Source organism: Paenibacillus sp. DCT19, from assembly GCF_003268635.1.
Classification (GTDB): domain Bacteria; phylum Bacillota; class Bacilli; order Paenibacillales; family Paenibacillaceae; genus Paenibacillus.
The window spans coordinates 3,326,125-3,344,870 of sequence record NZ_CP029639.1; the positions used below are offsets into that span (position 1 = coordinate 3,326,125).

Genomic DNA, 18,746 nt, shown 5'->3' on the forward strand with positions numbered 1-18,746 from the left:
AGGGCAATCATATGATTGCCCTATTTGTATTGGATATGATTGGATATGAAACGTTAGGTAGAATCGTTGTTCGACACTTGTTTGCGATAATGCTGTGGAACTACGCCCATTTGTTTACGGAAAATGGACGAATAATAACTGGAGCTTTGGAAACCACAGGCAAGTGCAATTTCACTTATCGACCTCCGTGTTTCTTTTAACATTTCACAGCTTTTCTGAAGGCGATATTGAGTGACATAGTTGTTCGGCGATTGACCTACATATTTGTTAAACAATTGGCAACAACGGCTTCTACAGACAGCTCCTGCAGATGCGATTTCCTCTAGCGTTATCTTCTGATCATAGTTCTGGTGAATGAAATGAGTCATTTCCTGAACATGCGTTAATACGCCAGTTTGTCCTGAGATAGGCTTTAACTGATCGCCAATTGTAGCGCATAACGATAGCGCTTGGGCTACCAAACGCAGTGGATTGGCATGTGTATGCTCCGTGTGCATTTCCCGATAGAGTTCCTGAATGGACAGTAATACGTCTTGCTGCCAGCCCACCTGATCCGTTAACACTACAAAATCAGCCATCTTGGAACTGAACTTCTCCGCCCAGTACGTTTGTATATATGAAGCTTTCTCACCAAGGATAGAGGGATGAATAACGACCACAAGGAAGGTACAATCGTCGTGATCCTCTACAGCGTAACCATAATGCAAACGTTGGCTGTTTACAAAAAGTCCATCGCCTGGATGCAATCGAGTGATACTTCCATTCACAGAGAAATCCATTGATCCTTTTAATACATAGATAAACTCCAGATCCACATGCCAATGTGCAACTGCTGCATGATTGTTAAATTGATGAAGGTTTCCCTTGCGGACATAAAGCGGTAAATCAGGAAGATTGTAATTCAACCGTTCTGATAAATCAGAGAACACCTCTAAATCTGTCATCGAGAATCCCTCTTTACACAAATGTATACGATTTTAATAAAAGTATAGCCAATATTGATGGAAACAACAATCATTGTGTCCTATTCTTATATTGTGGAAAACAAGAGAGAGGACAGATATACGTGAGAAAACGCATGCAACTTCAAGGTTTCGGCAAAAAAGACTTTAATCGAGAGTTAATATCGCTTGTGATCCCCATTGCATTACAAAACCTAATATCAGCAACGGTGATATCTGTAGATGTAATTATGTTGGGTATGATTAGTCAATCTGCAATGGCAGCCGTATCACTCGCAGGTCAAATCACGTTTACTTTAACATTGTTTTACATGGGATTGGCAGCGGGGGCGAGTATCCTCACGGCTCAGTACTGGGGGAAGAAGGATACAGCAACCATACAGCGCATTCTTAGTATTGCCTGCGTGTTCTCCTTAGGTATATCGATTCTATTTTTCTTGTCTTCCTTGTTGGTTCCCGACGCCCTGATGCACTTATTCACCAATGATCCTGAACTGATTCAATATGGGTCAAGGTTTTTACAATTTAATTCCTTTTCTTACCTTGTGATGGGATTATCGCAGATGTATCTGAGTGTGATTCGAAGTATGGAAAATGCCAAACTCAGTGCGTGGATTAGTTCTTTATGTTTGGTCTTAAACATTATATTTAATGCCATTTGTATTTTTGTACTATTCCCATCGAATCCGGAACTTGCGATTGGAGCTGTAGCTCTTGCCACGGTGCTCGCGCGTATGATTGAACTGGCATGTTGTGTGATTCATTCTTTAACCAAAGGAAGCATTCGTTTTCGTTTACCGGTACGCGACCGTGTCCAGCGTAATCTATTAAAGGATTTCTTGAAATATACACTGCCAGTGCAGGGGAATTATATCGTATGGGGAGGAGCGCTTACCGCTACGGCTGCCATTATAGGACATGTAAACTCCGATATGGTAGCAGCAAACTCCATCGCATCTGTAGTTAAAAATTTGGCCATTGTTCTCTGTGGAGGTATAGCTACGGGTGGCTCTGTGCTTGTAGGAAAGTATCTGGGACAGGGTCAAATGGAGAAAGCAAGGTATGCAGGTAACTACATGTGTTATTACGCTTTGATTTTTGGAATCATTGCAGGCTGCACGATATTACTGATCAAACCTTTGGTATATTCCATCGTTAATTTGAGCCCGGTTGCTCAAAGTTATCTAGACGGGATGTTATACATTAGTGCGTATTACTGTATTGCCAAATCGTTTAACTCGACAACCATAGCGGGGATATTCCCGGCTGGTGGAGATTCCAAGTTTGGATTATGGTGTGACACAGTTGTGATGTGGCTTGTTATTCTACCCCTTAGTTATCTATGTGCGTTTGTGTGGCAAGTATCTCCCATTTTCTTATATGTCGTCATTAGTCTAGATGAGTTGATTAAACTTCCTATTGCTCTGACTCGATATCGTCAATTTAAATGGCTTAACAATTTAACTAGAAACTTTACATAACCTTAAATTCACTAAGGATTATGTAATTTACTCTTATAAATATTAGCTTTTCATAAAGGAGAAGATGGTATGAATATTCAAGAACGTATGGCAAGCAAACAATTGTTTACAGATCACGATTCCAATTACCCAAAAGAAGCTGCAAAGTTAGCCAAAGCACGCCAGCGAGGTAAAGCACTATGCTATGAAATCAATAATTTGCACCCAGATGATGTTGAAATGCGCAAGAACTTAATGAAACAACTTTTTGGTAGCATAGGCGAAAATGTGTGGATGGAGCCACCACTTCGTATGTCATACGGGTCAAATACGACCGTAGGAAATAATGTATATATCAATTTCAATTTAACCGTGGTTGATGATTATAAAGTTACGATTGGGGACGATGTGATGTTTGGCCCTAATGTAACGATTGCGGTGACGAGTCATCCTGTACACCCTGAGAAGCGCAAAGAAGGTGGGATGTTTGCATTACCCGTTGTGATTGAAGATGGGGCTTGGATTGGAAGCGGAGCAATTATTCTACCAGGAGTCACCATTGGCAAAGGAAGTGTCATTGGTGCGGGCAGTGTTGTAACGAAGGATGTCCCTGCAAACGTAATTGCTGTAGGGAATCCATGCAGAGTCCTTCGTGAGATTACGGAGCATGATCGAGAATTCTACTATAAAGACATGCGTTTTGATCAGGTTGAGTGGTAAAAGAAGTGACATCTACCTTCTGGAGAGGAGTTTGTCTATGTATATCCTTTATTCAATTATTGTATTGCTAGCTCTGTTTTTTATCGTTAGAGCCATTGTTCATACCCGTCGAACCCATATAATCGCTAATAACATGAAAAAGAAGTTTGAACATAATTTTAATGAAACTGCTTATCATAATGATCAGCACAATGACAGGATGTAATTAAGAAAAACAGAAGATTATAATTTTAAATAAAATGAAGAAAGCAACCGACTCAATGAGTTGGTTGCTTTTTGTTTTGCTTGTGATTAGGTGTCTGTATGCATGTCCTATGTTCTGGCTGGGCACAAATCGTCAAATCGAATTATTTTTCTCTGTACTCGGTGTTAATATTTTGTTATATGAAGTGTATTTAGACATGTTCTGCAGAGTAGAAAGAATTACGCCACCTACAATAAGGATGGAACCACCGACCTGTGTAAAAGTGACTGGATTACCTAGAATGAGATATCCAAGCACCATAGCGACAAAGGGTTGCAGATTCAGAAATACGGATGCTTTGGCAGCGCCAACTTTGCGAATTTGATTATTCCAAATGATTGCACATAAACCTTGAATGAGCAGAGCAGAACCGATCAAGAGAATCCACCATCCCAAGGAATGAGAGCTCTGCTCATTCGGCTCTTGCCATAGAGCCACCGGACATACAAGCAGGCAGCCGAGCAATGTTGAATAGGCAGTCGCTTGGAGAGCATCCATTTTTTGCGTGAGTTTTCTCATTAGAATCGTAGAACCGGAGAAGGCGAGCATGCAAATAAACATGATTCCCATACCCGTTGTTAGGGATAGATGTAATCCTTTACCTTGGCTAACTACAAAAAATACACCAGTAAGTGCAACCAACGATCCGACCGCCATGCGTAAAGTGAATGATTCTCTTAAGAAAACTCTCGCTAGTATAGCAGTAAAGATAGGAGAGAGCGATAATATGAGTGAAGCTGTCGTTGCATCGATCGTCTGTAATCCTGTAAAAAAGGATACCTGATGAAGCAGCATTCCAATGAAGGCAATGGGAATGAGGTAAATGATGTCCCTTGCAGTCAACCGTATCATACGTTTGGACAAAATCAGATAGCCCATCAGGAACATGGAGGAGATGACAAGTCGGTATGCGGAAAGATGCATTGCAGGAAACTCCTGCAGCAAGAGTGAACCGAATACGAAGTTGCTCCCGTAAAGCGTCGCACAGAATATAAGAAGCAGATAAGTTCGCAAGCCGCTGCGCCTTCTTTCAAAATTTAGCTAACTCAATCAGCTTATTGGATAGGCTGACCCTTAATCGCAACCAGCTCAATCTCGATTTCAGCATTACGAGGGAGCTTAGCCACCTGAACAGTAGTTCTTGCGGGATGGTGGTTATCGAAAAAGCGACCATAAATGTCATTCATTTGCCCAAAGTGCTCTAAGTTCGTCATGAAAACAGAGGTTTTCACAACGTCTTCCAGCGTGAATCCAGCTTCAGACAACACATGTATTAGATTCGTGAAGATCTGCTCGGTTTGTGCAATAATGCCTTCCTGCAATTGACCTTCTGCATCAATCGGGAGCATGCCGGAAGTGTACAACACATTGTTATGTCTTATTGCTTGTGAATAAGGACCGACGGCTTCCGGCGCATGTGCTGATGTAATGACTGTGTGACTCATGATGAAGTTCCTCCTCTACAGATACATCGTATTTTTTATCCATGTTTAAGTACTGTGTAATTAAGAACCCGCAGCCATAAGCTGCGGGTGTCAGATCGATTTCATATCCGCTACTTGCGTTGTTATTGACCCGCCGGTGTGAAATTCTCATCTAGAAATGATTGAACGGCCTGGAACGCCTGAACTCTATTTTTCTCAAGCAGTACCATATGGGTACCTTCTCCAATTTCCACCCAACGCCGATAAGTAGCTCCGGTTAAGGAAGTAAAGAAGTTTTGTGCCAAATCTAACGGCACATCAATATCCCATTCCGCATGAACGAGGAGTACAGGTACAGTGATGTCTTTCGGTTCATAGAACGCTTTGCCAACCGTCCAATACTCACGAATGTCGAGGATCGGTCCGTTGGTAGCGCGAATATGATCAGGATGGATGGACTGAGTATTAGGATCAGTCGCGAGAGTTGCTTCGACCCATTTCTCAAACCAACCCTTAGGAAGCAGATCGTCACGTTTCCCTTCAGGAGCAGCACTTAACCAGCGTTCCTTCGTAGATCCTGCGGGCACAAGACGATAAGAGCCGAGCGAACCGCCAGTATCAATCGGGATCGGCTTCGTGCTGAGCCATTGCGGAGCGATTAGAGTTAATTTGTTTACCTTATTGTTGTTAAGACTTGTGTATGCCCCAGCTACCGTACCTCCCCAAGACATCCCAAGGATATTAACCTTGGATAGATTACGGTGTTTAAGGACAAAGTCTACAGCCGATCCGAAATCACGAACGCCAGTTTCTGTGCGGACAAGTGGAGGGTTCTGATCCGCAGGCTGTTCCATTTCTGGTGGTCTTGTGGATCCGCCATAGCCACGTACATCAACTGCATAGACATCATAGCCGTGACTAGCGAGGTAATCTAGGAAGGAAAAGCCGTCGAGCTCCACATCATACAGACTGCCTACCGGATAAGTTGCACCATGAACCATGACGATTGTTTTCTCATTCGTGAACTCATTCATAGATGCAGGACGTTTATTAAGGACGGATAATTCAATCCCCGGCGTATCACTAGCTATTTTAAAATTCTCAGATACGATGGAGATCGATGTATTAAATGTGTTGTTAGACATGATATGGTCTCGCCTCTCTTTGATGAATTAGATGATATTATATAAACCGCCAGTTAAATCCATCTTCGCTTCGGGTGACATAACCAGCAGAGCTCTCTGGGAAATGGGTACTGAAATAAATAATGGGACGATCCGCAATGTATTCTAACGCCCAGCGACGCGAGATGAGAGCCTGATCACCAAATTCACAATACATCGAATTCCACTCGGGTCTTAATACCTGGAATGGATGATGCATGATATCGGCGCCGAACAGAGCTTCCTCCCCACCTGATGAAAGACGAATGGACATCTGTCCAATACTGTGACCCGGCGTCGGGATAAATGTAAATAGATCTAAAAACTTTCCGCCTTCTGGGCCGATCGTTTCGGTTAAACCAGCCTCTATGACAGGAAGTACGCTTTCTTCATAGACATTGAAATTGGCTTCATTTTCTTTGTTATGGCTTGCCTCACTGGAGTAATATTCTTGTTCTTTAAACGGAAATACGTATTTGGCATTCGGGAATGTCGGTACCCATTTGCCATCAACAAGCTTGGTATTCCATCCGACGTGATCCACATGCAAGTGAGTTAATAACACGTAATCGACATCTTCTGGAGTAACGCCTGCCTCTTGAAGTCGTTCAAGATAAGGCAACTGCAGATTAGCAAGATCCGGATTGAGTGGCAGGTTTTTATCGTTACCTGTAGCAGTATCAATAAGAATCGTATGATGGGGCGTCTTCACGACCCAGGTGCCGATACTCACAATCAGTTGTGAATTTTCATCAATCAAGCCTTCAGGAAGAGAATGCAGTTTCGTTTGCAAAAAAGTAGGATCCCATGTACCTGGGAAATAAACTTCAGGTGGAACACCACGGATTACCATTTCAGTAACTCTGGTTACGGTAGTGTCACCTACGGTGTAAATCTTAGGTAGCTTTGTCATATGCCACATCGCTTTCGTTAAAATTTCGCTGAAAATGAAATCCTGTATATAAAAGAATTATGTGTAAATGTCCCGGGAACGTATTTGCACATTAGCCTTACTAAAATCTTAGTTCAATAATGCTGTTAAATCAACGTTTTTACACCGTAATTGAACCTATGTGAGAATGCTTGCTATTGCTTGATATTTTGATTAATATCAGGATATAAATTTCGCTGACAGCGAAAAAAATGAATATGTAGGAGAATGCAGCATGAATTCGATTGGTGAGGTTATCCGAAATACACGTAAGCAAAAGAAATTAACGCTTAAAGAAGTGGCACAAACAGGCTCCATTTCATTATCGTTTCTTAGCGAAATAGAACGTGACAAAGCAAATCCATCCATCAGTGTGCTCAAACGGATCGCAAATGCGTTGAACGTTAATTTTACCGATCTATTCGGAGAGAAAGAGCACAGCGTTGTTGTGAGAAGAAATGAACGTAAACCGCTGGTTCATTCTGAAGGCTCTCGTATTACGTGGTTTTCTCTTAGTGAGGGAAGTAAAAACAAGATGGGACCATTAATGGGTGTTCTTGAAGAAGGTGCGACATCAGGAGATATTGGTGTAGGGCACAGTGAGGGCGAGGAATTTCTATATGTGCAGTCGGGTGGCTTAGAGTTTGTGCTTGGAAATGACAGATATACGCTGGAAGAGGGAGATAGCATCTACTTTGATGCTAGAACACCCATAGCTATAAGAATGTATCGAAAGGAGAAACCGTAGTCATTGCCGTAGTGACGCCACCTACTTTTTAAACGTTAATGCTGTTTCCAAAAGTTGATTGTATCCTATTAACCGACTTTTAAAAAACCACGACTAGCGTGGTTTTTTTTTGTTGTATCCGACCCTTTAAGGCGGAGGCGAGACTTTGATACGATGTTTAAAATTTACGAGAACATACTCAGATTTACATTTTCTGATGTATAGGTTGAATCCCATAATTATACCCGGGTAATATTGACTTTTATTTTTACCCGGGTATAATTATATCAAGAACTGAATAGTAGGAGGGATAACATGCAAACTGTATCGACCCTAATAAACTGTACTGCCTTTCTAGGAAATAAGCGCGTTGCCGAAGGGACATTACAGCAAGTTGCTGCAAACGTTAAGGATACACTGGAGGATGGCGAGATCGCGCAGTTGCTGATCTTTGACAACTCAACTGGAAAGCCGATTGATGTTGATTTCCGTGGAAGTGCAGCTGAGGTACTTCAGCGATTAAACAATCAAGCTGGAGATGTACCGGATGTGGAAGAGAATGAACAACCGACACGGCGGGTTGGACGTCCTAAGCTGGGGGTAGTATCCGGTGAGGTTACGTTGCTTCCTCGACATTGGGATTGGCTAAAATCTCAACCCGGAGGAGCCTCGGTAACTTTACGCAAAATGATCGATCAAGCTCGTCGCTCTGGGGAAAAAGAGAGCAGACTTCGCGCTGCGCAAGAAGCCACTTATCGTTTTATGACGGCAATGGCTGGTGATTTCCCACACCACGAAGAAGCTTTGAGAGCACTCTATGCTGGCAATGAGGAGCTGTTGTACCAATGTATCGAAGACTGGTCACCTGATATCAGAGACCATGTCAGAAGTTTAGCCGAGAATGCATTCGCTAAAGAAGATGAGGAGTCGCCACTGAATTGACTCGTTATATTTAAAATGAAGGGGAAGAAAGCAATGAGTATTTTAAAGGTGAATGGTATTGATCTCGCCTTTGATAGCTACGGCAACGAAACTGACGAAACGATTCTATTGATTGCTGGTCTTGGAACGCAGATGATTCGTTGGACAGCTCCATTTTGTGAAATGTTGGCGCATCGTGGTTACAGAGTTATCCGCTTTGATAATCGTGATACGGGTTTATCCACACACTTTAACCAATACGCTACGCTGGATTTTGAAGCACTTGCCAGAACACTGATGTCGGGACAAAGCCCCGAAATTCCTTACACACTCGATGATATGTCTGACGATGCAATCGGGCTGATTGACGTCCTCGGGATCAAAAAAGCACATGTCGTTGGCCGCTCCATGGGTGGCATGATTGCCCAGCTAGTAGCTGGCAGATATCCTGATCGAGTTCTGTCCCTGACTTCCATCATGTCAACGACAGGTAATCCTGCACTTCCACCAACATCCCCGAAGTTATGGCTTTGATGACTCGGCCTACACCGAATCCGATGAAGGATGAGGCTGGATATTTGGCTCAGAGCGTTGCTTTTGCCAAACGTATCGCCGGAACAGGCTATCCTTTTAATGAGGACGAGTATCGTTCGCTCATTCAAGAGGAGATTCAGCGAGCGTATGATCCAGGCAGTATTGGGCGTCAAATTGCCGCCATTGCCGTATCAGGTGATCGTCGTCCTCTTTTGTCAAAAGTGAAGGTTCCTGCACTAGTTATTCATGGTCTAGACGACCCGATGTTTGTCCCAGCCTGTGGTGAGGATACGGCACAAGCCATTTCAGATGCAGAGCTTATGTTGCTTGAAGGCATGGGTCATGATATGCCAACGCCACTGTATGCAACGATTGTAGATGGTATTGAACGAGTTGCCCGTGGCAAGGAGTAACTCGTTATATCGAATCCGAGATGTTCAGTAGAATATATTGATCGGAAAAAGATAATTCGACAGAGAATTCATCTAACCTGAAGTACGTTATACGTATTTCAGGTTTTTTATGTTTGCGACTAAAGAGAGAGCAATCCGTAGCACCTGAGGCGTATAAATGTGTTTTCAGAAGGACATGCTGTCGTTAACTATGAATATTTGAATCACGTCACGCACCTGGAGGACACATCATGAGCACATCAGAGCAAACATTGCTGACCGGCAAGTTAATAGAAGATGAAGCTACATTGCGCACCGAATTTGCAGGTTGTTCCGATGTGATATTTCACTCGTTCCGCACAGCCTGCCATACTTCTGCGTTGTGTGTGTACTGTGTGGGGCTAATCGATACAGATCGGTTAGAACGTCAAGTGTTAGAGCCGCTTATGGCAATGAAAAGAAATGCAGAGTCATCACAGGTTCCGATGGCATCGTCTAAGACCATTCTTGCAATAAGTCAAGCAGCGCAGGCTGTCATGGAAGGACAAGCACTTATTCTTATTGATGGCGAAGTACCAGGCACAATTTATCCATTGTACCAAGTCCCAAGCCGAACACCGGAGGAGCCAGCAGCGGAATCTACGGTACGAGGTTCACGGGACGGTTTTACCGAATCATTAAGCACGAATCTATCCTTGCTTCGGATGAGAATCAAGACACCTGCTCTTAAGTTACAGATGCGAACCATGGGGGAGTTTACAGGCACGCAGGTTACGCTTGCGTATGTAGAAGGCATTATACAACCGCAATTACTGCAAGAAGTAGAAGCTCGTTTGGCGCAGTTAAAGATACAAGATGTGCTAGAAAGTCAATACATAGAGGAGGGAATCATCGATCAGCGTTTCTCACCCTTCCCACAGATGATCGCAACGGAGAGACCTGACGTAGTCACTTCCAATCTGTTAGAAGGCAAGTTCGCATTGTTGATCGATGGCACTCCATTTAGTTTAATAGCTCCGGTTACTCTGTTTTCCATGCTGCAATCACCTGAGGATTACTATCAAAATATGTTCATGAGTGTATTTGTTCGCTGGCTACGCTATATCTTCTATGCATTGTCTCTGCTGCTTCCCTCGGCGTATGTAGCAATAACAACATTCCATCAGGAAATGGTTCCAACGGTTCTACTGCTTAGCATTGCAAAAGCACGGGAGGAGATTCCTTTTCCAGCACTTGTCGAAGCGCTCATTATGGAAATTTCCTTTGAAGCATTACGAGAGGCTGGCATTCGGCTACCTAAACAGGTGGGTGCGGCTGTGAGTATTGTTGGCGCATTAATTATCGGCCAAGCTGCAACAACTGCGGGAATTGTCTCGGCTCCAATGATTATCATCGTAGCGATTACAGGCATCGCATCGTTTATGATTCCAAGATATGCTGCCAGCATTGCCGCACGTTTATTGCGTTTCCCAATTATGCTGATGGCTGGCACTCTAGGCTTAATCGGTGTAATGCTAGGGGTGATCCTCATCGTGATTCACTTAAGCAGTTTACGCTCCTTTGGTACACCCTACCTATCTCCTGCAACACCAACGTCAGCCCAAAAGCTTAAGGATGTATGGTGGCGACCGACGCAAGAGAACAAAACCCGATAGACTGGCAATGATTACGCAACAGGGGAGGCGATGTTCAATGTTGACCGAGAAGGGGAAAATATCTGTCACTCAATTAGCATTTATGATTTTTCCCGCCATTCTCGCTACATCCATCTTATCCGTCCCTGGGATTACAATGCATTATGCAGGACATGACATGTGGATTTCTCCCATCTGGGCATCACTCGTTGGCTTAGCGACTATAGGCATATCACTTGGGCTTGAACGACTATATCCTGGTAAAACGATTATGCAATCTTCAACGCTCATCGTCGGCTGGTTGCCAGGCAAGTTATTTGGGCTCATGTATCTTGGGTTCCTGCCCCACTTAACAGGCTTAATTATTCGTGGATATGGAGAGTTTATTGCAAGTAACGCTTTGCCTAAGACACCCTTGTTCGTGATTATGGGTACGATGGTGGTCGTCTGCGTGATCAATGTTAGATTGGGTATCGAAGTGGTGGGGCGTACTTCTCAAGTATTTGTCACATTGGTTGTTGTGCTTCTATGCCTGATCTTTGTCCTGTTAACCAAGGAGCTCAAGCCGGAAGAAATGCTGCCTTTGATGGAAAAAGGTATCATGCCAAGCTTGAAAGGGGCAGTCGCGCCTGCTGCTTGGTTCAGTGAATATATTGTGTTGGCGTTTATGTTACCTTACGTTAATCGGAAAAAGGGTTTAACAAAAACAATGCTGTTCTCTCTTCTATTTACAACGGTTTCCATGATGGTTACCAATCTCATCTGCTTATTTCTAATTGGAGACTTAACCGATAGTTTTGCATATCCGGTCATGGTTGCTGCACGTTATATCACCATTGCTGACTTTCTCCAGCATATTGAGTCCATTATTATTGCCATATGGATCTTTGGGATTTTTGTCAAGATCTCTGTATTTCTCTATATTTTTGCGACATCTACCGCAGAGTGGTTTGGTTTGAATGACTATAAACCTGTTGTAGCACCGCTCGCATTTTTATGTATGGTTTTTGCCTATTGGATTGTATCCGACACCGCCAGTGCTGCCAATCTTGTCAGCTCTTCAGCGAATGTATATACCTTGGTGCTGTTGCTGGCTTTTCCGGCAATCTTGTATGGTATAGCCTTGCTCAGAACGATGTGGACACGCAGTCGCGGAGATGGAGCTAAGGCAGGATCGGAGGGAAGAGAATGAGGAAAGTGATATCTATCATCATGATATTGCTTAGCAGCATCGTATTATCTGGGTGTTGGGATCGGATTGAGGTTAACGATTTGGCAATTGTGCTCGCAACAGCCATCGATTATGAAGAAGAACGATATCAACTAACTTCCCAGATATTTATTCCAAGAAAGGCGGGCGGGGGATCCTCCGGAGGTAGTGAAGGGAGTCCGAGCGGGGTAACGATGATTCGAACAGCGGAAGGAAGTACAGTAGCCGAAGCGCTAAATCGCTTGCAAAGGAAAGTGCCACGGAATATGTTCTGGGGGCACTGTGAGGTCATAGTCATTAGTGAGCATGCTGGCAAAAAGGGTTTGCGCCAATACATCGATTTTCTGCTTCGATACCCTCAATTCCGCGAACATGCCTACGTCTTCTCTACTAGTGATTCTGCTAAGGATATCCTAGCATTGCTTGATCCCCTCGAAAGAAGTTCAGCAGAATCTTTGCGTGAGATGGCCAATATGAAGCTGGGTACACGAGTGACGGTACTTGAACTAGCCCAGTCTATTGAAGGACCAAGCCGTTCTGCTACATTGTCACGAATGTTAATGTTACCACCAGATCCCGGGAAAGATCGATTTGCATCCAATCCATATGTCAAAGGGTTAAGCTTATATAAAAATGATCATTATGTTAAAACAGTTACCGAACCATTGAGTGTGGGCATTCTGTTGCTTGCGAACGAGCTGGAGAATATTATCATGCCGGTACAGGTGAAGAATATGGAGGGTTCCTTTTCCATAAGGCCAATTGAAATGCATACCGCTTTAACCCCTCAAATTATCAATAATGAATGGCGTATGCAGGTTAAAGTGAAGTCCAAAGGAGAAGTGGTGCTTAACACGACCGATGGTAACTTAACCGATCCTTCCATATTAAATGAATTGGACAAAGCATGGTCAGAACATTTGAAAGAGCTAGCAGAAAAAGCTTTATCCATGGCACAGAAAGAGTTAAAAACAGATTATTTTCAATTCGCTACCGAATTCCGCAGACATTATCCCAAGCAATGGAATAGAGAGCAGAAGAACTGGGAAGAGATTTTTTCTACGATGGACGTTCAGGTGAAGGTAGAAGCGCTCGTGACACGTACAGGAAAGTCCATAGGCCCTCAAGGTATACCTGAGCAGGGTGCAGACTAACCTAGGGACTTCTGTTAATACAGATAAGAAGTGTAGGGAGGAATAGATCGAATGAAATTCGTATCTGTCCTGGGAATATTTCTACTGACAGCAGCGATTGTGTATGGCGAGTGGCGCAGTAGTGCACAGAAAAAGCAAGAATCGTCGCAGGAGGTTTAACACTACTGTCAGCGATGCTTGCTCTAATTTTGTTGTTTCTACCCAGTCTGCCTGGCCCGACGCAGTGGATTAAACTTTTGTTCGGGAAAATAGACAAGTTCATGAAATGAACTTCGCAGTTCATGGTAAATAATGATTTTATTGCTATAAGGTGTAGACGATGCGAGAGCTAACTGGAATGCAGAAGAGAAAACTAGATCCTCATCAAGATCGCTTCTCGGGTGCTTTTGGGAAGTTTACCGAAGACCAAATCATAAGAATGATCAATCATAGGAAACACATCGGATTCATCCATAGATTCATTGATCAGAACGGTGTTCCAGTGTTTTTTGTTCATATGATATCCTGGCTGTATATTCTCATTTTGTTCTCTCAAATTTTCCGCAATAACCGGATCACATTTGAGGTTTATCGTATGTCTGCTTTCAAAAATGAGTGCAAACATTTTTCCGGCAACCTTGATCACGAGGATGTCTGGCCCAAAAGGAAAGTCCTTCACCGCACCCTTCTTCGTCAGGCAGTATTCAATGATATTGTTCATGCAAAAGTAAATCTCCTTTATAGGCATCGTATATTAGGTTAAAGTTTAAACTGATTATCCATAGTATAACAGATGCTCATCTGCTATGAATTAATGGTGTAAAGACTGGGATAAAAGTGCTAAGTAGGCTGGTTAAAGACGAAAATATTTAAATGGGCAAGAAGAAGGGGCAGTAGTGATACTGCTTCATTTTTGTGCGCGGATACGAATACATCATATGTATATAAAGTCTTATTTTTATCCTTTTTAATGAAAATTAACAAAATCCATTAAACATTTTATTTTTAAAGTCGATAAATAGAAATTAATACATCTGAGAAAATAGGTGGTGAGTGAGGAATATGTCTCTAGTAACAGTTAGTTATGAACAATTGCAGATTCAGCCATTTGATATCCGAATTCATGAAGTAACTTTACTCATGAAAGTTCATGATCATGGCAAGCTTACTTTCACTGGAGTGATTCCAGAAGAGAAGGAAGAACAGTACGTACGAATGGCGGACGAGAGTACACCAGTTGAATTGTTCTATACGGACGAGCAGGGTCAAAAGCAACGTTTATTTCACGGAATTATTTTGAAGCTACATGTGAAGGTGGAGAACAAAGTGTACTGGCTTGAAGCGGAGCTGTGTCCCATTCGCATGCAATGGATCTCGGCGCAAAACACGTTCCTATCAAAATATAAGTATTTGATTCTGACGTTATGCAGAAGATTAGTGGGTTCTATCCGGATGGACAGGTCTTCAATACATTTATTGAGAAAAAAAAGCTGGGTGCGTATACACTACAATATCAAGAAACCGATTGGGAGTTCCTGAAGCGGCTTGCGTCACATTATCATACGGTTCTTGTTCCTGTATCAACGGAGGAACGGATTCGCATCTATCTTGGGCTGCCTGAACAACGGGATGCCGGCAAGCTGGAAGCGACACATTACCGCATGTATAAGGACATGCTCGCTTATCAGAAAGAAGCCAAGTTGGGGACGAGCGATATTAACGAGAAGGATTATATCCGTTATGAAGTTCAGGTACGTGATCGTGTGCTCCAGCTTGGGGATCAAGTGCAGTTCAAAGGACATTCACTATATGTGTTCGAAATTCGGACTGAGATGAAAAAGGGATTGCTTTTACATCATTATGTGCTTGGCCATAAAGCATCTGCATATCGCCGCAAGCGTTACAACTCCCGCTTGGTAGGTGCGTCCATCTCCGGAAATATCATGGGTGTAGTGAGAGACGAGGTCCAGGTTCATCTAGATATCGATCAGGAGTGGAGCCTGGCGACAGCCTATCTGTTCCATACTCCACGATGTATGCATCGGATGATCAGACTGGCTGGTATTGCATGCCTGAAAAAGGTGACAGTATAAGGCTCTATTTTCCCAATGCTAGAGAAACTGAGGGCATTGCGCTCAGTTCTGTTCGTCAAAAACTACCTGCAGAAGAAAGTCCGGCAAGTGCGGCACAATCAGGGTCTGGAGCATCATCGCAAACAGGTGGAAGTGGAGGGAGTAGCGGGGCAGGTGGAGGAACGACAACGGTTGTACAGCAGCAACAGCTGCAGCCAGTTGTGAATTTTGATAAGGATCTGAAAGAAGATCTGATGGCCAATCCCAATACGAAGTTCCTTCTAACACCGACGGGTCAGAAGATTACCTTTGAAGAGGATCGCATCACGATTACCGGCTCGACCGGAGGGGCAACGCTGACCCTGACCAGTGCTGGAACGATTATTCTTAATTGCGAGAACAAGATCACGCTACAGGCAAGTAAACAAGTGGAATTAGTAGCAGAGACGGTGACCCTTCAGGCGAATCAGATTGATATGTCTACCAAAGACGGTAATGGCGGTTTAACCATCGATCAAGGACAGGTCGTGATCAAAGGGATCGAAATATTAATGAATCAGTAAAAATGCGGAGGATGGACCCATGCATCAGATGGAACTATGGCAGCAGTTTCTGGAACAAGAGGCATTGCCGCTGCGAAACGCCCAAGTACATAAGCTTCATGAATTTTATATTGCGAATAGATCAGAGATCGTGCAAGGGTTCGTTCCGTTATTTGGGACGCTGTGTGAACAAATCTTGCTCCAGCAAGAGCGCGGAGAGCTTCAGTCGTGCAGTACTATACACGTGTCGTTGATGCGGACAAGGCTCATTCAAGGCGATCCTGCCTACATGCTGCACGCAAGTGATAGACGTCAAGAAAGTGAAGTGCCTGTCAGTGGATTTTTATATGATGCGAGCTGGATCTACAGCTTTATGGATCAATGGATTGAGGAATGCGAGGATGGTCGCAGACGGTATATGAATCGGATTGATCAGGCCGCATTAGAGGCATGGCAAGCAGGTCAGCTCTATCCTTTTCACATTTATATGGTTCTTGCTGTTCGTCATGCGATGGATACGATCCGTACAATGGATTCATTTGAAGCAATCAGAAAAGAGGTACACTTCGAAGTTCGTGTGGGAGAGTATCAGGATCAGGAAGTAACGGAATCGGTATATCGTTTCAACGGATTACAGAGAAGCTCTATTGCGTGCAAAGGTTGGCTGGAAAGCAGGCTACCGAATGAATATATCTATGAACATATCGCTGGTGTTAATCTCTGTAACGGAAATTATGCAGAACTCGATTTCAATCATGCGAGATTCGAGGAAGTGGATTTGAGTGGAAGCAGCTTTGAAGGCGCAAGCCTACTAGGCACACGATTTGAACGTTGTCAATGTACACAGTCCAACTACGGGCAAACACTACTTATTGATACAGACTTTCGAGATTGTAACCTCACAGGTGCCAACTTCGATGGCGCATGGAGTGAACGGGATACATTCATAGAGACGCATGGACTGATCTATGGTATTCATGGACTTCGGTTTCAGGGAGCGAATCTAAGCCATGCCACATTTAGGTACGCTAGGATTGCTGGTGATTTTACGGGCGCAGAACTAGAGCAGGTGAATTTTACAGGAGCAGATCTCTCAGGTAGCCGGATGCTTGCACAGGATCGGTTCCGGGTTGAACTGACCTCTGAGCAACGAGCTTCCGTAGAATGGGTTGAGGCTTAGGAGGCTAGCGTATGGATTACTATATCATCGAATATGACCGCCGTCTCCCGCAGCAAGGGGCTATTCAATGGCCGGAACGGATGCTTCAGGGGTATGAACAGACAGCAGATGAAGAAATGGTGTATGTAAAACAAGGTGAAGTGTTTACATCCCCATGTATCGTGAACCACTATCCTATACAACTGTATGTGGAAGAGCTATCTCGCATCATGCTCAAAATGGAATCAGATCTTCATCACAAACGCATTGTTGTCATGAATCTGGAGCAGCAGAACCAGACGTTCTATGAATGGATCGAGTTACCTCAAGTGAGCTGGATGGCACCCGAGGCAGTTCAGGTTCAAGCTGGACAAGTGAACGGTATAGCTCTTGGACATCAAGGGTTGAGCGAAAGCTCAATATGGTGCGTCCCGTATTACCGTTCATATCTGACAATCGTAGGACTTGAAGTAGCCGAGAAGTTATTAAAAGCAGGAATATACGGGTTAATCGTGAGACCGATTCAGATAACAGGAGGAGAACTAGATGGGGATTATAGATACGGTACTAGATAAAGGTACGCTAGGTGAGTTGCTAAGCTCACCTTGGAGAAGTGAGGATACCTATGTAACCGCAGGTGCTTATATGTATTGTACCTTAGGAACACATGAGGATGTGCTTAACAAGCTGGAGCCTAATGGTGTGTATATCAATGGGAGTCCAATGCTAACAGTGGACGACTGCGTGACGTCCACATCGGAGCCAAGAGTTATGCACGGCGTGCCTTGTACCAAGATGGGAGAAAACATTGATGGGAATCTGTATTCGTTCGGATACTGTAGAAGTGAGCTGCATCCCATGAAGACAGCGGAAAAGCTAATTGGAGATTACGCTGCCCTTCCACATATCATTGATCCAGATCCATTAGAACCAACATTCGGTAAGGCTGTATTTCCATGTGCGCCAGATTTGATGCCTACAGCTTCAACATCTGCACCAGCACAAGCCCCATTTACCGCTCAAGCTACAGCCCAACTTAGCGCTTTGGTCTCACTACCCATGTCTAATTCATTATTGGATGCATTGACTGGAGCAACGACAAAGTGGACAAATGGGAGTTCCAATGTATCTATTCAAGGGGTACCCGCATTAACGAGCAAGTCTTGCTTGTATTGCAAATGCGGTGGGAAAATCAGCTTACTTACCAATGGCATGGATCCAGCTCCCCCTCAATTTTCAGCGAGGTAGTTTCTAAAGGGGGAGATGAGATATGGAAGTAACTTATCAAGGAGATGGCTATGAGTTAACATGGCCATATAACATCAAGGAGCTGCGTAGTTTTCGAATTGAGAGAGCCTTTAACACGCATGCTAAATGTATATTTATAGCTCGCATGAGCGAAGAGGAAGCAGAGCAATGCTTGATACATAGCAGCTTTGAGGATAGTTTGGTAATACAAAAGATTACGGATGCAAGACCGGAAAGCTGGTTTGCTGGGGGATTATCAAGGTAGACATC

The 18,746-nt window shown here is 43.7% G+C and carries 22 protein-coding genes; 16 read left to right on the forward strand and 6 right to left on the reverse strand.

What is annotated here, in order from left to right; translation table 11 throughout:
• Window positions 1-53: 53 nt before the first annotated feature.
• Window positions 54-944, reverse strand: coding sequence for a helix-turn-helix transcriptional regulator (locus DMB88_RS15115; protein ID WP_128102015.1), 891 nt, complete (start codon window positions 942-944; stop codon window positions 54-56).
• A 122-nt stretch (window positions 945-1,066) separates the two neighbouring features.
• On the opposite strand from DMB88_RS15115, the gene DMB88_RS15120 reads away from it, so the two are divergent.
• Window positions 1,067-2,443, forward strand: coding sequence for an MATE family efflux transporter (locus DMB88_RS15120; protein ID WP_254438595.1), 1,377 nt, complete (start codon window positions 1,067-1,069; stop codon window positions 2,441-2,443).
• Between the two features lie 69 nt (window positions 2,444-2,512).
• Complete coding sequence (locus DMB88_RS15125; RefSeq protein ID WP_128102016.1) at window positions 2,513-3,142, forward strand: sugar O-acetyltransferase; 630 nt, start codon at window positions 2,513-2,515, stop codon at window positions 3,140-3,142.
• Window positions 3,143-3,479: 337 nt separating this feature from the next.
• Here DMB88_RS15125 and DMB88_RS15130 read toward each other — a convergent pair whose 3' ends face one another.
• The 4 genes from DMB88_RS15130 to DMB88_RS15145 form a co-directional block, all read right to left on the reverse strand.
• A complete protein-coding gene (locus tag DMB88_RS15130) occupies window positions 3,480-4,400 on the reverse strand; it encodes a DMT family transporter (protein ID WP_128102017.1) in 921 nt (306 codons plus the stop codon).
• 41 nt (window positions 4,401-4,441) lie between these two features.
• Window positions 4,442-4,831: a Rid family detoxifying hydrolase gene (locus DMB88_RS15135; RefSeq protein WP_128102018.1), complete on the reverse strand. Its 390-nt coding sequence runs from the start codon at window positions 4,829-4,831 to the stop codon at window positions 4,442-4,444.
• A 122-nt stretch (window positions 4,832-4,953) separates the two neighbouring features.
• Window positions 4,954-5,955, reverse strand: coding sequence for an alpha/beta hydrolase (locus tag DMB88_RS15140; RefSeq protein ID WP_128102019.1), 1,002 nt, complete (start codon window positions 5,953-5,955; stop codon window positions 4,954-4,956).
• A 37-nt stretch (window positions 5,956-5,992) separates the two neighbouring features.
• Complete coding sequence (locus DMB88_RS15145; RefSeq protein WP_128102020.1) at window positions 5,993-6,886, reverse strand: MBL fold metallo-hydrolase; 894 nt, start codon at window positions 6,884-6,886, stop codon at window positions 5,993-5,995.
• A 253-nt stretch (window positions 6,887-7,139) separates the two neighbouring features.
• Between DMB88_RS15145 and DMB88_RS15150 the strand changes: the two genes are divergently transcribed.
• The 7 genes from DMB88_RS15150 (at window position 7,140) to DMB88_RS15175 (ending at window position 13,476) form a co-directional block, all read left to right on the forward strand.
• The gene (locus DMB88_RS15150) at window positions 7,140-7,652 is read left to right on the forward strand and encodes a helix-turn-helix domain-containing protein (protein WP_254438596.1); all 513 of its coding nucleotides are present in this window, start codon (window positions 7,140-7,142) and stop codon (window positions 7,650-7,652) included.
• Between the two features lie 294 nt (window positions 7,653-7,946).
• Entirely contained in the window at window positions 7,947-8,573 is a 627-nt protein-coding gene (locus DMB88_RS15155; protein WP_128102021.1) for a DUF2239 family protein, read from the forward strand.
• A 33-nt stretch (window positions 8,574-8,606) separates the two neighbouring features.
• On the forward strand, window positions 8,607-9,086 hold the full coding sequence (locus tag DMB88_RS31215; RefSeq protein WP_254438184.1) for an alpha/beta fold hydrolase: 480 nt from the start codon (window positions 8,607-8,609) through the stop codon (window positions 9,084-9,086).
• Window positions 9,086-9,499, forward strand: a complete 414-nt coding sequence (locus DMB88_RS31220; RefSeq protein ID WP_254438185.1) for an alpha/beta fold hydrolase — start codon at window positions 9,086-9,088, stop codon at window positions 9,497-9,499. The genes DMB88_RS31215 and DMB88_RS31220 overlap by 1 nt, the downstream gene beginning before the upstream one ends.
• Window positions 9,500-9,729: 230 nt before the next feature.
• Complete coding sequence (locus DMB88_RS15165) at window positions 9,730-11,133, forward strand: spore germination protein (RefSeq protein WP_128102022.1); 1,404 nt, start codon at window positions 9,730-9,732, stop codon at window positions 11,131-11,133.
• 37 nt (window positions 11,134-11,170) lie between these two features.
• Window positions 11,171-12,304, forward strand: a complete 1,134-nt coding sequence (locus tag DMB88_RS15170; protein ID WP_164848701.1) for a GerAB/ArcD/ProY family transporter — start codon at window positions 11,171-11,173, stop codon at window positions 12,302-12,304.
• Window positions 12,301-13,476 carry a Ger(x)C family spore germination protein gene (locus DMB88_RS15175; protein ID WP_128102024.1) on the forward strand — a complete coding sequence of 392 codons (1,176 nt, stop codon included), beginning with the start codon at window positions 12,301-12,303 and terminating at the stop codon, window positions 13,474-13,476. Before DMB88_RS15170 ends, DMB88_RS15175 begins: the two co-directional genes overlap by 4 nt.
• Before the next feature lie 352 nt (window positions 13,477-13,828).
• Here DMB88_RS15175 and DMB88_RS15180 read toward each other — a convergent pair whose 3' ends face one another.
• Entirely contained in the window at window positions 13,829-14,176 is a 348-nt protein-coding gene (locus tag DMB88_RS15180) for an MmcQ/YjbR family DNA-binding protein (RefSeq protein ID WP_128102025.1), read from the reverse strand.
• A 341-nt stretch (window positions 14,177-14,517) separates the two neighbouring features.
• Between DMB88_RS15180 and DMB88_RS15185 the strand changes: the two genes are divergently transcribed.
• Genes DMB88_RS15185 through DMB88_RS15215 form a run of 7 tightly spaced genes read left to right on the forward strand, consistent with a single transcriptional unit; the run spans window position 14,518 to window position 18,741 of the window.
• Window positions 14,518-14,994 carry a hypothetical protein gene (locus DMB88_RS15185; RefSeq protein WP_128102026.1) on the forward strand — a complete coding sequence of 159 codons (477 nt, stop codon included), beginning with the start codon at window positions 14,518-14,520 and terminating at the stop codon, window positions 14,992-14,994.
• Entirely contained in the window at window positions 14,880-15,548 is a 669-nt protein-coding gene (locus tag DMB88_RS15190) for a hypothetical protein (protein ID WP_128102027.1), read from the forward strand. Before DMB88_RS15185 ends, DMB88_RS15190 begins: the two co-directional genes overlap by 115 nt.
• Entirely contained in the window at window positions 15,524-16,090 is a 567-nt protein-coding gene (locus tag DMB88_RS15195; protein WP_128102028.1) for a hypothetical protein, read from the forward strand. The genes DMB88_RS15190 and DMB88_RS15195 overlap by 25 nt, the downstream gene beginning before the upstream one ends.
• Window positions 16,091-16,109: 19 nt before the next feature.
• Entirely contained in the window at window positions 16,110-17,249 is a 1,140-nt protein-coding gene (locus DMB88_RS15200; protein ID WP_128102029.1) for a pentapeptide repeat-containing protein, read from the forward strand.
• Window positions 17,250-17,260: 11 nt separating this feature from the next.
• Window positions 17,261-17,803 carry a hypothetical protein gene (locus DMB88_RS15205; protein ID WP_128102030.1) on the forward strand — a complete coding sequence of 181 codons (543 nt, stop codon included), beginning with the start codon at window positions 17,261-17,263 and terminating at the stop codon, window positions 17,801-17,803.
• Complete coding sequence (locus tag DMB88_RS15210) at window positions 17,775-18,476, forward strand: PAAR-like protein (RefSeq protein ID WP_128102031.1); 702 nt, start codon at window positions 17,775-17,777, stop codon at window positions 18,474-18,476. The genes DMB88_RS15205 and DMB88_RS15210 overlap by 29 nt, the downstream gene beginning before the upstream one ends.
• A gap of 22 nt (window positions 18,477-18,498) precedes the next feature.
• Complete coding sequence (locus DMB88_RS15215; RefSeq protein WP_128102032.1) at window positions 18,499-18,741, forward strand: hypothetical protein; 243 nt, start codon at window positions 18,499-18,501, stop codon at window positions 18,739-18,741.
• The last annotated feature ends 5 nt before the right edge of the window (window positions 18,742-18,746 follow it).